Consider the following 15,735-nt stretch of genomic DNA (forward strand, 5'->3'; position numbering starts at 1 on the left):
GATATTTCAAGGCGGTTTTTATCCGTATTCAGTTTACCTTTACCCCTCAGTTCACAAGTTGTCCTTATGACCACTTGCATTTATTTCGGCAAGCCTTTTTTTTATTTATTGCATTTCACCAAAGTCCTTCTGGAAATGTTGATAATCTTTTACTGTATTAAAGCGACCTCCCCAAGTCCAACCTTTTTCAGTAAAGAGACGATAGCATAAATCAGCTTCTAAAATCATGCCTTTCTCACTTTGATTTCGATCCACAAATGCCTTTCCTTCTGGTGGAAAAACACCTTCACGCGTCACATATGGATTTTGAACAGGATTAATGTCTATTGCCATACCATAGCTGTGTCTTGACAGATGATCACTACCACTTACTACCCTAAAATTGAAACTAGAGGTATTATTATCTGCCATGGATAAGTCATCATCAGCGTTGTATTGATCCACTAGGTTTATCTTTTCAATGGGATACTTGGCATCATACAGTGTTTTAAAAATCGCCACAACTTCCTCAGCAACCTCTTGATTCACCACCATTTGTCCAATATGATCCATATCATCAAATCCGTAATAGGTTAGGGTTAACACGCTTAAGGCATCTCTTTGAATCACATCATTTTCTTTAAAGGATTTTCCGAGCATTTCATGGTAAAGCACATCATCAATCTTATTAATCTCAAATTGAACTTCAAAAGGTATCTCGACTGGCGACTCTATAGCGACTGCCTCTTCTGAAGGTTCTGGTACTAAAGGTGCTGCTACTGTGGTCTCTTCACTCACAACAAGATTATCCATTGCCAGAGAAACCGCCATCATATCACGACTGGTTTCATCAACATCCTGAACAGTCGTGTCTTTGTTATCATTAAAAATGGTCCCAATTAACTTGCCGCCGATCCCTAAAATGGCAATCAGTAACAATATCATTAATAGTATTTTACTTTTTATCATCATATGCCTCATTTAATTTGTACTCTGAAATTTTTCGATAAAGTGTCGCTCTGCTGATACCAAGTGCTTTTGCCACTTTCTCTGCGGATTTTTTATAGGGTTTATAGTACTCAAGTGCTGATAGAATCGCTTTTTTCTCAAGTTCAGCCAGAGTTATAAATTCAAATTCATTCTTAGGGACTTGTTTAAGTGGTGTCTGCCCAAAATTCGAAAATTCAACCTCTGATTCTAGATCGTTTTGTTTGGTATCAAAACGATCTTCAAAATATGATTTCTGCAATTTTTTAGGCAGACACTGTATCCTTAAAGTATGATCATCACACATATTGACAGCATATTCGATTGTGTTTTCAAGTTCTCTGACATTGCCTGGCCAATCATAGTGATTTAAAAGATCAAAACAAGTTTCTTCAATACTGCCGATCGCCTTATCCAGTTTTTTACTCGCGCGTCTAACCATGGTCCACACGAGCTCTGGGATATCTTCTTTACGGCTTCTAAGCGGGGGCACCGTAATGGGAATGACATTGAGTCTATAATACAAATCCGTTCTAAATGCACCCTCATTCACTTTAAGTTCTAAATCTTGATTCGTCGCTGCAACGATACGCACATCTATTGGTATTGGTGTCTTCCCCCCTAATCGTTCCACTTGATTCTCTTGAAGCACTCTGAGGAGCTTCGCCTGCAAATGTAATGGCATATCTCCTATTTCATCTAAAAAAAGGGTCCCTTTATTTGCTAATTGAAATTTTCCAGGCTTGCCGCCCTTTTTAGCCCCAGTAAAAGCCCCTTCTTCATAACCGAACAACTCACTTTCCAACAATTGTTCTGGAATTGCGGCACAGTTAATGGCGACAAAGGGCTTATTTTGTCTCTGACTGGCTTGGTGAATCGCCCTTGCAAAGAGTTCCTTGCCAGTACCGCTCTCACCTAAAATCAAAACCGTTGAAGTACTCTTCGCCACCCGACTCGCCATTGACTTAGCTTGTGTCAACGCATCAGACTTTCCTATGATATGTTCAAACTTTGTGGTCACCACATCTAAAAGCACTTCATTCACAGTGTTGATGACATCTTCCATCGCTCTAAAAGTGATGACATAGCCTTTGATCTCTGTGCCTATTTGTATTAAACTCACATCGTAAAGACCGCGCTCTTTGACATTAAAATTATAGGGTCTATTGGACAAAGCCTGCTTTGAAGTTAAAACGATTTCAACCTCTTTGGGCTCTAATAACGCTGTTAAACTTTCAATGGTTTTTCTATCTGACATTTTTAAAATTTTTTGGTTAGCTCTGATCACTTTCCCATCATTTCGAACCGCCACAAACCCTGTATCTATGGCATCTACCACAATTTCAAGCTCCTTTGCCAAAAGAGCCATCGCTTCAACAGCCTCTTGCTCATTGACCTTAGATGCAATCAGCTCTGCCATTCGATTTAAAAACTGTAATAGATTCTTCTGATTCTCAATAATATGATCTCTTTGAGTTTTCTCAAACGCAATCAACCCAATGACCCCAATAGTCTCATTTTCCCACTTTATTGGACAACAGACCTCCGCATGTTCATTACACTTGTTTTTACAATCACACATTTTACAAGCGAGATGATCTCCAGGATTTTCTATGATAAACTCCGAACCCGTCTTAATCGCATAGCTAAAAGCGGAGTGATCACTTACATTTTCTCCGATGCTCTCTTGATATCTCCCTGTACCCGCTATGCGCATCAGAGTTTCATCTACAATCGTTACATCTATATCAATAACACTCGCTATTGCATCACAAATCATCTGAGCATTTTGAATGACTTTATCAAGTTTCATGACACCTCCATTAACCTTTATGACATCTTTTTCAAGGTTTCACCAGCCCACTTTACAGCTTCAATATAATCTTCTAGTAAAATGGCTTCATCCAATTCAAAAGTATGACATATTTTATAGGCTGCAGCCCAATCCCCCATTTCATAAGCATTAATCAAACTACAGATCGGCAATAAAACACCTTCTTTTCGAATCAACACATCCTTTATACTCTGTGGCAATGAAATATCCTTTAAAGCTTCTGCCATCGGTTCGTCTAACATCGCATCTAGTGTACTGAATAATCCCATCATTGAAGCTTCGTGCTTGTACTGCCTTAAATTCGTATGTTTGGCAATCTTTTCGGCAAATCTCGTTCTGACAAGGGATAAAGTCATCAATTCTTCTGGTTTTTCACCCCCTAAGTCCTGTATCATCAGAATACTGATCCAACGTTCAATTTCTTTGAGTCCCATATAAGTCAACGCTCTCTTAATCGAGTAAATCAAATCATCACCTGATCTAGAACTGATTACCTTCATGAGTTTGTAAGCCAAGCTCACATCTTTTTCAATAATCTCTGCGAGAATTTGATATGAAGGTTCTTCTTTTTTGAGTTCGCTTAAAAGCCTTGCGTATTGAATCTTAGTTGCAGATTTATTTGTACTGGTCTTACCGATAATCATGGGTTTACTGAAAAAGAAGCCTTGAAAAAGATGAAATCCCATCTCTTTTGCCTTTAAAAAAATAGCTTCTGTCTCCACTTTTTCAGCAAGAAGAATTTTCTTGCTCATAAGGGCTTTATAAACAGCAGGGCCAATTGTCTCAAGCGGTGTCAGCATAAGATCGAATTTAATGATATCTGCATAAGGCACTAATGGATAAACATCATAGTTCTCAACAAAATCATCCAGTGCAATTTTATAACCCATTGCCTTTAACATTTTGATGCGTTCAATAAGCAACTCGTCCACAAGCACATCTTCAAGAACCTCTATAATCAACTTATTAGGTTCTATTAACTCAGAAATGTCTCGCATTAAAAAATCTGCATCGAAATTCACAAAGGCACGCTTGTTGTCGATAATTTGACTAAACCCTAATTCGTATAACCCACCAACCACACCAGCAGTTGCAGCCAATGAGGATAGCCCATCAAATTTCAAAGATTTATCCGATTTTCTAAATAAAAGTTCATATCCATAAACATCAAGTTTATTGTTGAATATAGGTTGTCTTGCTATAAACATACTTTTGCTCCTCGAAATACTGATTTTTGACCTGTATTTACCTTAATATTTACCCTCATCAACTGCTGTCTATGCAATCATTTTAACGAAAACATCTCTATCCAAAGTATACCATGATTTTAAAGCGTAATAAACGTGAATAATACTACTAAAAATCACTTTCTCGGGTATAATAATATTACTAAGAGCGCTTTTATTATGCACAATCTTCGGAGGTTAAAGTTGAATAGAGACAGGGAGTTTCACGGCATCATCCACGAGATCATCAAAAATAGCGAGTTTCAAAAGACAAAAAAAATACGTCATCATAGTGATAGCGTATTTCATCATTCCCTTCAAGTAGCCTATTTAAGCTATAAGCTCGCCAAAAAACTCAAATTAGATTATCATTCTGCTGCAAGAGCAGGTCTTTTACACGACTTTTTTTTATACGATTGGCGTGCACCTAAAAAAAATCGTTTCTTTGAAAAACACGGGTTTACACATGCTAAAGAAGCGCATCGTAATGCTAAAATGCACTTTAGTCTCAATCCAAAAGAGGAAGATGCTATTTTAAAGCATATGTTTCCGCTCACCATTTCACCGCCTAAAAACAGCATCAGTTGGATTGTGACACTTGCAGATAAATACATTTCAATAGCCGAATATGCTCATAAAATTCAAAAAATGCATCATAAAAAATAAAAACAGCCTTGTCTCTCAGTATCTTGCGAGTTTCAAAAGTGCCTCAAATGAAATCTCTCGAGAGGTCACTTTAGGTGTTGCTAATTTTCGAGAGGGGATAAATTGCCCATGATAATCAGAGCCACAAGTGATTAATAAATTATTTTTTAAACAATAATCTTTATAGTATTCATAGTCCAAAGTCTCTCTGTAATAAGGACTATAGCACTCTATACCACTGAGTCCAAGGGCTTTAAGTTCATTTAAAATTTCTTTTGAAATAAAATCGCCTTTAAAATAAGCTGGAGGATGCGCCAACACCACAGTATACCCCATAGCCACTAATTCTGGTAATACTTCTTCAATGGGGTCAAATATGAGTTTTAATCCCATCTCCTCAATAATCGCAAAAAAATCTGTCAAAGACTTGGTAACGCTCATCGTAAACAAATAATTTTCTGCCTGCCATCCGCCAAGACTTGGGTCTCTTACGAAATTTTCGTAGCCCTTGAGTGAAATTGCTTCATGTTTTTGACTGACGTACTCTATCACAGCTCTGTTATGGATTTCTCTAATGCTTCTATTTTTAGCGACACGCTCTAGGAAGCGCGTATCTAGAGGATCTATACCATAGGTGAGTAAATGCAGTTCTCTATCCATAAAAGTCGCTGAAAGTTCAATCCCCGGTATAAATGCAATACCTTCTCTTTTGGCAATGGTCATCATTTCAATCACGTTATCCATACAATCATGATCTGTCACGGAAAATAATTCAATATCATTTGCCTTGATTTCAATTATAAGTTCCTCAGGCGTTAAAGTGCCATCGGAAGCAGTCGTATGAATGTGTAAATCTACATATTTCTTTTTCATATCTTCACATCCTAAAGCACTTGAATATTCTATTCAAGTGCTTTTCTTATTGTTTTTTGAATAGCAATTTAATCTTCTGTCAATACTTTAGGTTTTGATTTAAAGGAGATGTTGAGCTCCACAATGAGAATTGCAATAAAAATCAACCCGCACCCCAATAACATCATTTTAGACATGTGTTCCTTAAGGAGTAACACGCCAAAAATTGCTGCAAATACAGACTCAAGCGATAGTATAATAGAAGCATGAGATGAAGTCGTATACTTTTGGGCCACTGTCTGAACTGTAAAACATAAAAACGTTGAAAAAATCGCAGAGTAGAGAATTGCAAACCAAGCTCTTGGAGAGAGTGAAATCGGTATGGGTTCTGTGACAAAAGCCGCAATTACAAATAAAACAGCTGCCACTGCAATTTGAACAAATGCAAGTTTTATAACGGACATATCCTTGGCAAAGTGTTCAATCGAGAGGATATGTGCTGCGAATAACAAAGCACATAGAAGCGTTAAACCATCTCCAAGGTTAAAGGAAAAGCCTTGATAACTGATAAGACCAATCCCTAATATTGTCATTAAACTTCCAACTAACGCTTTTATTCCGGGTATCTTTTTGTAAAAAACCCAAGAGAGAAAAGGTACCATCACCACATAAGTCGCCGTTAAAAACCCCTGTTTGGATGCCGTCGTGTACTGTAAACCTATGGTTTGCGCCGAAAATGCTAAAAACAGAATAATCCCCACTACGGAGCCTTTCTTAATATCTGCTCTAGACAATTTTCCAATCCATTTAAAGAGAAATAGATAAAGGAACAGTGCCGCTAATACAAAGCGGATGGCCATTAAAAACATTGGCGTAACCGTATTGAGTGCATCTTTAACAGCCACAAAGCCGCCACCCCATACTGCTGCAACAAATAACAGACTCAAATCAGATAAATACTTTTGCTGATTTTTTGATAGTCGACTCATAATGATATCCCCCAAATTATAATCTGTAGACGCCCTAAATTTATATCTAAAAATATCATACCAATTTTTTGATACTCTATAAAGCAAGTTATATTAAATTTTAATCATTTTTTTAGAGTCTGTTTTGGATTTCATCTGAGATGATCTGATCTTTCGATGTTTTTTTGGACTGATAAAGAATATCATCTGCTCTTGAAAGTGCATCATCTACATGATTTGACTTGGTAAGCCTACTGACGCCACCACTTAACGAAATTTTCATGCCACCACCAACTTCAATTGATTTAATTTGTGTATTCATATCACTTAATGTTGCCATAACACTTTCTATTTCAGATCCGATAAAGACAAGCACAAACTCATCGCCACCGTAGCGTCCTGCAAAGCCGTTATCCGTCATACCATTCGCCATTATACTTGCAATCTGCTTAAGTATTTTATCCCCGATCACATGTCCTTTCGTGTCATTTACTTGCTTAAAATTATCCACATCTACAAGCGCCAGTCTAATCGCTTCCTGAGACTCTAGAGACTGCCAAAGGGATTGCAATTGATCAAAAATATACCTTCTATTATATAAACCCGTCAAATCATCTTTTATGGTCATCTCAAACAAGGCCTGATTTTTTTGTATGAGTATTTCACTGTATGCATCAAGCGTTTGTTTCTCTTTTCTATAGGCGTTTGAAAAGACAATTAGCAATATTGAAGAAGCAATAATCGTCATCGGAATTTGAAGCAAATTATCTAAAAAAAGGACCTTAGTCGGCGTGTTCAAAAATATTTCAGGATAGAATGCGTTTATACATAGAAGCAGTATTATCGTTATAATCTCAGCCGCAATAAAAAAGACTCTCTGAAATCCTTTACAAACAAAACAAATAGAAATACAGATCAGAAAAGCGTATCCCATGGTTGAAGCAGTCGCACCACCCGCATAAAACCAGCCATCAGGTAAGAACACAAAAATAATTTCTGAAAAGATAACACCCTTAACTAAAGAGATCACATGCTTTCTTACATGCCTCTCCTCAAGTGTCATATAAACACCAATTATGGATGATACAATCAGCACAAGCCATTTATAATTGGCTTTAAAGGGAAAATCAATCAAAACATTATTGACGAGATTCAAGCAGCCTAGAACGATCCCGAATACAAGCATGTAAACAAACAAACGCTCTTCTATTGCCAAGGCTTTAATTTTCTTTGCCATAAGCCATCCTCTTTTTATTAACCTTTTTTTGGTATTCAAATCTCTATTTAAGATTCTAGACCTATTCTACCAAATTTATTGCGCTCATGCATTATAATATGTAAGGATTGACTTAAAGAGGGGTATTTTATTAAGGTCTTGTAAGCATTTCGATGATTTTCACTTTTTTTTACGAAAAACAGTTGATTTTTTGAACCAAAGGCATACAATAAATGCTGTGACTTTAAATAAAGGAGTGTTGTATATGAACCCTTTCATTAATCTTGGATTAGCATTAATTGTAGGCGTCATTTGTGGAAAACTCATGAACAAGATTAAAGTACCCGCTGTTGCTGGCTATATTATCGGAGGATTAATCCTTGGCGCCTCCGGTCTTAGAATTCTAAACGGCGACACCATTAATCAACTGGCTTTTCTGAGTGATTTTGCGCTTTGTGTAATTGCTTTTAATATCGGAAGTGAACTCGAACTTTCCGTTATTAGGCAACTTGGAAAATCCATTTTTATCATTGCTTTCTTCGAAGCCTTTGGCGCGTTTATTTTAGTAACGGGTGTTTCTTATTTTCTCACTAAAGACTTCGCCATTTCGTTAATTCTCGGATCCGTGTCCGCTGCGACAGCGCCTGCTGCTACAGTAATGGTTTTAAGAGAACTCAATGCTAAAGGCCCACTTACAAGTACCTTACTTGGTGTTGTTGCAGTGGATGATGCAATCTGTCTCGTCATTTATGCCATGGCGGCATCCGTCGCAAAAGTATTTGTAAATCATGAAGTCATTACGCTGCAAAAAATACTCATATTGCCCATTCAAGAGATTGTTTTTTCAGTTCTTGTAGGTGCAATACTAGGCTTATTGATGACTGCTTTGATCCAATATTCTAAGAGAGATTCTGAGCTTTTACCATTTGTAATTGGCACCTTACTTCTTCTTGTGGGCATCGCCACTCATTTTGGGCTCTCACCACTATTGACTGCAATGGCGATGGGTGCAACTGTGGCCAATATTTCGCCACAAAAAATTAAGGCATTTACGATCTTAGAGCACTTTTCACCACCTGTTGTAGCCGCTTTCTTCGTCCTTGCTGGCGCGAGATTAAATTTCGCCTATATCCCACAGATTGGTTTACTCGGTGTGGCATACCTCGTTTTTAGAATCCTTGGAAAACTGGCTGGCGCATCGCTGGGTGCAACGATTTCAAAAGCACCTGCCAATGTAAAAAAATACATCGGGCTTGGCTTGTTGTCTCAAGTCGGGGTTGCTGTTGGTCTTGCTATTACCGTTAGCAGAGAATTTCCAGACACAGACATCGGTTCCATTGTCGTGACCATATTACTTGCAACTACCATCATCACCGAAATTATTGGCCCGATTGCCACAAAATATGCCGTTACCAAAGCCGATGAGACACATGTCTAATTATTTATAATTTTCATTCGGTAAAGGATAGTTATCAGATACAAAATATGTTAAAATTTTATTTAAGGAGGATGAATCCTATGAATTATGCACTATTCCTCATATTAAATGATGTCGACAGATTAAAGGATATTCACAAAATTTTATTTGCTTTAGGCTGTGGGGCAACCACTTTAGATAGTGAAGGTATGGGCAGGGTGTTATTAGAACACAATGTTGATGTGCCAATTTTTGCAGGTCTTAGAAAACTAGTTGAAGGTGATAAGCCTTACAATAAGACTATCATTAGTATCATACACAGCGAGGAAAAACTTAGAAAAGTCATCGATCGCATTAAAGAAGAACTCAAAATGGATACAATTAATAAAAATGGAATTGGTTATATTTTCGTATTGCCCGTTTTAGAATGTCACGGCTACCAAATACCAGACAAATAAAAAAAAGATGCCTAGTGCCCTTTATCCTTAAAGGGTGTTGGACATCTTTTTTACTTTTCGAATTGACGCAGAGATGGGACATTTAATGCACACCCCGTTTTAACTTGCAGAAAATGTTCTAGATCAAGGAAAGAGAAAGACACGGACTCGTAGCGTATATAGACATACGTGAGAGGTCGTGTCTTTTGAATTGACGCAGAGATAGGGCATTTAATGCAAGTTAAAAGGGTACACCTTTTGGTGTACCCTCCGATAGCAGCTGGTGATTTAAAACCTTAAAACAACTTTTAAAAACTTAACTCTGAAAATTTAAATATCTATCAAACGCATTAAACCTACAATTTTGTTACTAATTTCTCATTAATACATTAGTGACTTAACATACAGTTCTTGTTTGACATTAACTTTTTTCGAAAACTAATTTCTTAAAAACAACTTCAAAACGATCATGCGCTTACAAATCTATGTTCCAATTTGCAAGTATTGAAAAAAACTTTAATCCCAGCTCTATCTAAGAAGAGTTTCCTTCCTAGTTTATTCATACCCTTCACTTTTTAAGTTAAACATTTTTATGAAAAAATTGTTTTTCTTTTTGTAATAGCACTTGACATGACATTGCAAAAAAGATAACCTTTATGAGGTTAACCATATTGATTTTTATAAATAGAAGGAAGAAAACAATGTCAAATACAAACAATAGTTTTATTCACGAGGTTCAGCGTAGACGCACTTTTGCAATCATTTCCCATCCGGATGCTGGAAAAACTACTTTAACTGAAAAATTCTTACTCTACGGCGGCGCTATTCGAGAAGCAGGCTCTGTTAAATCCAGACGTGCACAAAAGCATGCTGTATCAGACTGGATGGAGATTGAGAAACAAAGAGGCATCTCCGTAACCTCAAGTGTACTCCAATTTGAATATAATAATTACTGCATCAATATATTAGATACACCTGGCCATCAAGATTTTAGTGAGGATACTTACCGTACGCTCATGGCTGCCGATAGTGCTGTCATGGTCATTGACGGTGCAAAAGGGGTTGAAGCTCAAACAAAAAAACTCTTTCAAGTTTGTAAAATGAGAGGTATTCCAATCTTTACATTTATCAACAAAATGGATCGACAGGGTAAAGATCCCTTTGAACTCATGGAAGAGCTTGAAAAGGTTCTGGGCATTAGATCGTGTCCTATCAACTGGCCTATAGGCTCTGGTAAAAACTTTAAAGGCGTTTATAATAGACAAAAACAATTAATTGAGCTCTTCTCTGAAGGGAACCATGGACAGGCCATGGTCAAAACAATAAAAGGTGATGTCACCAATGCAGAATTCAAAACCCTTCTTGGTGAAACGTTGCATAAACAACTTTTAGATGATATAGAACTCCTAGACATTGCTGGTGACGATTTCAATTTAGAGCAAATTCTAAGTGGCAACTTAACCCCTGTCTTTTTTGGAAGTGCCCTCACCAATTTTGGTGTGGAACCCTTTCTCGAAGACTTCTTAGAAATCTCTACATCACCACAAGCTAGAGCGAGTAATCTTGGGCATATAAAACCTGAATCGGAAGATTTCTCAGGCTTTATATTTAAAATCCAAGCGAATATGAACCCAGCGCATCGTGATAGAATTGCATTTCTTCGAATCTGCTCTGGCAAATTTGAAAAAGGCATGTCTGTAAACCATGTCCAAAAAGGGAAAAAAGTTAAACTTGCGCAACCCCAACAATTTCTTGCCCAAGATCGCGTTATCGTTGAAACGGCTTATCCTGGAGATATCATTGGCATTCATGATCCTGGCATATTTAACATTGGTGATACCCTTTCGGAGAACTCAACAGAACTCAAGTATGCTGACATCCCACAATTTGCGCCAGAACATTTTGCAAAGGTTTCCATTAAGAATTCACTTAAGCGCAAACAATTTATCAAGGGCATTTCACAACTTGCTGAAGAAGGTTCTATCCAAGTTTACAGAAGACCCAATATCGGTGTTGAAGAATTGATCGTCGGCGTCGTCGGTGCACTTCAATTTGAAGTGCTTGAATATAGACTTAAAAATGAATACGATGTCGAGATCCTCATGCAATCACTGCCATACCGTTACATTAGATGGATTGAAATGGATCAATTTGATGCTAAAAAATTCTCAATGACTATGGATACCATGCTTGTTGAAAACGAAGAGGGTCAACCTATTCTCTTATTCCAAAACGAATGGTCCATAAGACAAGTTGAAGAGCGTAATAAAAAAGCAAAATTGCATGAAACTTCAATTTTCTAAAGATTTTTAATGTGTCAAAAAACAGAAAGCCCTATACCCTTAACTTACTTAAAGGAATAGGGCTTTTTATAAGCTCATGCTAAAATCTCATTTTCCAACTAAAATAGTCATTATCCTCATTTTTTTCATATCTTAAGAATGCTGAAAATTTAGTGCCTTTTTTATTGACAAAATTATTGCTAAAGACTTCTCCAGTCTCTAAAAGCTTCATAATGGTGTTTTTATTGGGTGATACACCTAGTGCCTGTAAAAATTTATCCTCTTTCCAGACCACATACTTACAACCCGCCTTCCAGTTCGTGCAACCAAAACCTTTTTTGCCTTCAATCACATCAGATCCACAACTAGGACACTTCCCAAGCGACCCCGCGTGTGACACTTCTAAGTCTTGAATCACATGAAAATCGTCACCCTTGATGTCAGCCACTGCGGCAGAAGTAAAGGCTACGATGTCTTCAAGAAAATCTGTTCTTAAAACTTCACCTTTGCCAATATCCGATAAGGTTTTTTCAAGCCGCCCTGTGTATTCAAGGTCGAATAACGGTTTTACGGGAAATAGTTCCACAAGCATTCGACCCATTTCCGTACAGTAAAGCGATTTTCCTTTAACATCAATATAGCCAACACGTTTTAGTTTCGTAATGGTTTCAGCTCTCGTAGCTGGCGTTCCTATACTAAATCCGCTTAAGATTGACTGAATCATCTCTTGGTCATCACTCTGATTCACATCTATGCCTTCATCCACATCATCTGAGTCATCATCATCAGAATCCTGATCTTCATCAGACACCTGTTCTGAATCGTCTTTCTCCTTGACTTGATTTTTTTGATTTTTGAACTTTTTCCCACAAGTCTCCATGATTCTAAGAAGCGTTTTTTCGGTGTGTTTTTTGGGAGGTGAAGTGCCTTTAGTCTCCATTTTAAGTTTAGAAATGTCCACGATATCATTGACTTCTACTTGTGGCAATTCTTTTTCTTTTGATTTTATCTTTTCAATTTGACGCCAACCTTCAACGAGCTGTCTTCTGCCTTTAGAAATAAATTGACCCGAAAGTTCCGTATCAACACCGACGGTTATGAGGGTCATCTCCTCATGTTCTGCCACCGGCATAAACTGCATTAAAAAACGATTGCGCACGGCATCATAAACCACTTTTTCATCGCCAGCAAGCCCTTTGGCCACCACATAGGTCGGCATAATCGCACTATGACTTTCCACTTTTGAATTATCGAAAACACGCTTATGTGTGTGAAATTCTATTTCTTTTTCATAAGGCAATCCTTTTTTGTGAACGTTCAATACTTTTTGAGTCTTCTCAACCAAGGATTCCTCAAGCGCCATACTAGCAGTTCTTGGATATGTGATGAGTTTTTTTTCATAAAGTGCCTGAGCTACTTTTAAGACTTTATCAGATGTCCATCCCTTTTGCTTACTGGTGACATAGCCTTGTAGTCCCGATAGGTTAAAAAGCGTTGGTGGGTATTCTCTCTTGACTTCAACCATTCGATCTAGGACGATTCCTTGTTTTTTTGTAAGCGCCTCTTTGACAGATTCAAGCAATTTGACATCCTCAAATTTGTCATTTCCATCGACCGTGTAAATGCCTTCATAACTTTCACCTTTAGGCGTCTTAAAAGTGCCAGTTAACTTGTGGTATTCTTCTCTTACAAAATTTTCAATTTCAATATCTCGATCATAGATAATTTTAAGCGTGGGCAACAAGACCCGACCAATATTGAGCGCTTTTCCTGATCCACGTTGGTATTTCAAAGTCGCAACAGAAGTGAGGTTGATCCCGATAATCCAATCTGCCCATTGTCTGCTGATGCCAGCATCTTTAAGCGGAGCCATGGTTTCATTAGACACCATCTTTTGAAGTCCAGACGCCACTTCATCCGGCGTCCACTCATTTAGAAGCAAGCGCTCAATGGGCTTTCCAACTTTTAAATAATCTAAAATAATATCGCCGATAATTTGCCCCTCACGATCATAGTCACAGGCAGAAATAACGCCATCGACATCTGCACGTTCAATAAGTGTCTTTATCGTCATAAGCTGTTTTTGGGCGCCTTGATCAGGTTTATGCCGATCGACGGGATCCGATTTGACTTTATATTGAAAGGCCTCAGGTACAAATGGAAAATTCTCCATGCGCCACCCTGCCATTTTTTCATCGTAATCTTTGGAATCAAATAGCTCTAGAAGATGACCAAATGCCCATGTTACTAAGTACTCAGGGCCTTCATAGTAACCGTCTTTTCTCGTCTTTGCATTTATGGCATCAGCAATATTTTTTGCAACCGATGGTTTTTCTGCGATAATGACTTTCGACATGATCTCCTCCTTAATATTATTGAATAGCATACACTCATAACAGCATCCTATAAAATTTTATCACAAATTACCAGACTCTCAAAGGTAAGTCTAAAAAAAAAAGAGTTCCATTTATAACAAACTGGATCCTCCCCATAATTTCTTTATTCCATATGTTCATTTAAAGACACTTTACTTAAGCTCTGAAAAAGGAATCGGTCTTTCTTCTGAATTCTCTGGCACTATTAAGTTCAGCTTGCGTGCGACAAAGCTCGCTGTAGTCGCTTGAAAAAGCAAAGTAAAAATAATGGTCATAAATACCACAGATGAAACCACGTTGGCATGCGGCAGTTTTAAACTTACAATAAGACCTGAAAGTGCCGCAGGAATAACGCCAGTCTCTCTAACCCACATCATAAATAGGATCTCATTTTTCTGCCATTTTGCCTTGCGATCAGGGAGCGTACAAATGAGGACCGATAAGGGTCTCACCACAAAAACAAGTGCAAATACAATCAATAAAGACTCTTTCCAATACAGACTTAATGATTTGAAATCCACATGCATCCCTAGCAATATAAAAATAGCAATTTTCATGATTGCAGTCACCGTATCACGCACATTTTTTTGAACTTCAAAATCCACCGTAGGCACCCATAATTTCAACATTTTTTTGTTGCCACAAATGAGACCTGTCACAAAAGTAGACATATACCCACTGCCTTGCAACGCTTCTGCCAAACTATAAGAGCTCATAACTGCCAAGATCGATATTATTGGCGCAAACTCTGTGAACAAGCCAAATTTGCCATCCGAAACACTGAGTGAAAAGATAAAGCCCACTAAAGTACCACTGATAACACCAAATACGATCATTTTTATAAGCGATATTGCATTTTCTTCAAGTGAAAACTTTCCCGACTGAATAATCGTAATAATTGTAAATACTAAAATGGCACCTACGGCATCATTAAAAGCAGACTCACTGATTACGGTCTGTTTGACCCGCTCTACAATCCTGATCTTTGAAAAAACGGGTACAAGTGCTGCTGGATCTGTAGATGCTATTACAGATCCAATCAAAAGCGCATAAATAAAGTCGATCTTGAATACCTTCATGGCAATAAAACCAATAACAATTGCACTTATAAAGACACCCACTGATGCCAATAATGCAACGGTCCACTTTACTTCATTCAACACTTTAAGCTTAATTTCTCTACCACCATCATACAGAATGAAAGCCGCTCCAAACGTGAGAATAAACTGGTTGGCACCGGAGTGCGTGTCCACATTCACAAGATTAAAGACTGCAGGACCTATGAGGATACCTGCAAATAAATAAATTACGATATCTGGCATTTTGATGATGCCACTTATTTTGGATGCGATAACACCTACAAACAATATTAATGCAGGTACCATGAGCGAAGTTGCTGTTTCAGCCACAATAAAACCTTCTTTCATTTAATAGTCCGATTAGTATCAATAGGACATTCACCAGTATACGCCTATAAAATAAAATTTCAACTTATTTTATGTTGAAAATAATAAAAT

12 protein-coding genes are annotated in these 15,735 nt (G+C 37.6%); 4 read left to right on the forward strand and 8 right to left on the reverse strand.

Going from position 1 to position 15,735, the window contains the following annotated elements; all coding sequences use genetic code 11:
- Nucleotides 1-105 precede the first annotated feature (105 nt).
- Genes F3D3_RS23300 through F3D3_RS06945 form a run of 3 tightly spaced genes read right to left on the reverse strand, consistent with a single transcriptional unit; the run spans nt 106 to nt 4,008 of the window.
- Entirely contained in the window at nt 106-948 is an 843-nt protein-coding gene (locus F3D3_RS23300) for a M15 family metallopeptidase (RefSeq protein WP_175438318.1), read from the reverse strand.
- Nucleotides 935-2,779: a sigma 54-interacting transcriptional regulator gene (locus F3D3_RS06940; protein WP_069872429.1), complete on the reverse strand. Its 1,845-nt coding sequence runs from the start codon at nt 2,777-2,779 to the stop codon at nt 935-937. The genes F3D3_RS23300 and F3D3_RS06940 overlap by 14 nt, the downstream gene beginning before the upstream one ends.
- Nucleotides 2,780-2,796: 17 nt before the next feature.
- A complete protein-coding gene (locus F3D3_RS06945; RefSeq protein ID WP_069872431.1) occupies nt 2,797-4,008 on the reverse strand; it encodes an EAL and HDOD domain-containing protein in 1,212 nt (403 codons plus the stop codon).
- A 222-nt stretch (nt 4,009-4,230) separates the two neighbouring features.
- Between F3D3_RS06945 and F3D3_RS06950 the strand changes: the two genes are divergently transcribed.
- A complete protein-coding gene (locus F3D3_RS06950) occupies nt 4,231-4,692 on the forward strand; it encodes an HD domain-containing protein (RefSeq protein ID WP_175438319.1) in 462 nt (153 codons plus the stop codon).
- A 15-nt stretch (nt 4,693-4,707) separates the two neighbouring features.
- Here the strand turns inward: F3D3_RS06950 and F3D3_RS06955 are convergent, their stop codons facing one another.
- The 3 genes from F3D3_RS06955 to F3D3_RS06965 all read right to left on the reverse strand — a co-directional run bounded on the left by F3D3_RS06955 (nt 4,708) and on the right by F3D3_RS06965 (nt 7,728).
- A complete protein-coding gene (locus F3D3_RS06955) occupies nt 4,708-5,544 on the reverse strand; it encodes a PHP domain-containing protein (RefSeq protein WP_069872434.1) in 837 nt (278 codons plus the stop codon).
- A 68-nt stretch (nt 5,545-5,612) separates the two neighbouring features.
- The gene (locus tag F3D3_RS06960; protein WP_069872436.1) at nt 5,613-6,512 is read right to left on the reverse strand and encodes a DMT family transporter; all 900 of its coding nucleotides are present in this window, start codon (nt 6,510-6,512) and stop codon (nt 5,613-5,615) included.
- 112 nt (nt 6,513-6,624) lie between these two features.
- A complete protein-coding gene (locus F3D3_RS06965) occupies nt 6,625-7,728 on the reverse strand; it encodes a GGDEF domain-containing protein (RefSeq protein ID WP_069872438.1) in 1,104 nt (367 codons plus the stop codon).
- 244 nt (nt 7,729-7,972) lie between these two features.
- Here F3D3_RS06965 and F3D3_RS06970 point away from each other — a divergent pair, with 244 nt between their 5' ends.
- The 3 genes from F3D3_RS06970 (at nt 7,973) to F3D3_RS06980 (ending at nt 11,864) form a co-directional block, all read left to right on the forward strand.
- Nucleotides 7,973-9,145, forward strand: a complete 1,173-nt coding sequence (locus tag F3D3_RS06970) for a cation:proton antiporter (RefSeq protein ID WP_069872440.1) — start codon at nt 7,973-7,975, stop codon at nt 9,143-9,145.
- Nucleotides 9,146-9,225: 80 nt separating this feature from the next.
- On the forward strand, nt 9,226-9,582 hold the full coding sequence (locus tag F3D3_RS06975; RefSeq protein ID WP_069872442.1) for a P-II family nitrogen regulator: 357 nt from the start codon (nt 9,226-9,228) through the stop codon (nt 9,580-9,582).
- A 680-nt stretch (nt 9,583-10,262) separates the two neighbouring features.
- On the forward strand, nt 10,263-11,864 hold the full coding sequence (locus F3D3_RS06980) for a peptide chain release factor 3 (RefSeq protein ID WP_069872444.1): 1,602 nt from the start codon (nt 10,263-10,265) through the stop codon (nt 11,862-11,864).
- Between the two features lie 79 nt (nt 11,865-11,943).
- Here the strand turns inward: F3D3_RS06980 and F3D3_RS06985 are convergent, their stop codons facing one another.
- Together F3D3_RS06985 and F3D3_RS06990 are read right to left on the reverse strand one after the other, a co-directional pair.
- On the reverse strand, nt 11,944-14,199 hold the full coding sequence (locus F3D3_RS06985; protein ID WP_069872446.1) for a type IA DNA topoisomerase: 2,256 nt from the start codon (nt 14,197-14,199) through the stop codon (nt 11,944-11,946).
- A gap of 171 nt (nt 14,200-14,370) precedes the next feature.
- On the reverse strand, nt 14,371-15,645 hold the full coding sequence (locus F3D3_RS06990; RefSeq protein WP_069872448.1) for a sodium:proton antiporter: 1,275 nt from the start codon (nt 15,643-15,645) through the stop codon (nt 14,371-14,373).
- Nucleotides 15,646-15,735 lie beyond the last annotated feature (90 nt).

Origin of the sequence: Fusibacter sp. 3D3, from assembly GCF_001748365.1 — a bacterium.
GTDB lineage: Bacteria > Bacillota > Clostridia > Peptostreptococcales > Acidaminobacteraceae > Fusibacter_A.

Excerpts from the sequence above, each read along its gene's own strand:
- F3D3_RS06985 (WP_069872446.1), bottom strand. The coding sequence starts at position 14,199 with ATGTCGAAAGTCATTATCGCAGAAAAACCATCGGTTGCAAAAAATATT.
- F3D3_RS06990 (WP_069872448.1), bottom strand. The coding sequence starts at position 15,645 with ATGAAAGAAGGTTTTATTGTGGCTGAAACAGCAACTTCGCTCATGGTA.
- F3D3_RS06960 (WP_069872436.1), bottom strand. The coding sequence starts at position 6,512 with ATGAGTCGACTATCAAAAAATCAGCAAAAGTATTTATCTGATTTGAGT.
- F3D3_RS06955 (WP_069872434.1), bottom strand. The coding sequence starts at position 5,544 with ATGAAAAAGAAATATGTAGATTTACACATTCATACGACTGCTTCCGAT.
- F3D3_RS06980 (WP_069872444.1), top strand. The coding sequence starts at position 10,263 with ATGTCAAATACAAACAATAGTTTTATTCACGAGGTTCAGCGTAGACGC.
- F3D3_RS06940 (WP_069872429.1), bottom strand. The coding sequence starts at position 2,779 with ATGAAACTTGATAAAGTCATTCAAAATGCTCAGATGATTTGTGATGCA.
- F3D3_RS23300 (WP_175438318.1), bottom strand. The coding sequence starts at position 948 with ATGATAAAAAGTAAAATACTATTAATGATATTGTTACTGATTGCCATT.
- F3D3_RS06965 (WP_069872438.1), bottom strand. The coding sequence starts at position 7,728 with ATGGCAAAGAAAATTAAAGCCTTGGCAATAGAAGAGCGTTTGTTTGTT.
- F3D3_RS06975 (WP_069872442.1), top strand. The coding sequence starts at position 9,226 with ATGAATTATGCACTATTCCTCATATTAAATGATGTCGACAGATTAAAG.
- F3D3_RS06945 (WP_069872431.1), bottom strand. The coding sequence starts at position 4,008 with ATGTTTATAGCAAGACAACCTATATTCAACAATAAACTTGATGTTTAT.
- F3D3_RS06970 (WP_069872440.1), top strand. The coding sequence starts at position 7,973 with ATGAACCCTTTCATTAATCTTGGATTAGCATTAATTGTAGGCGTCATT.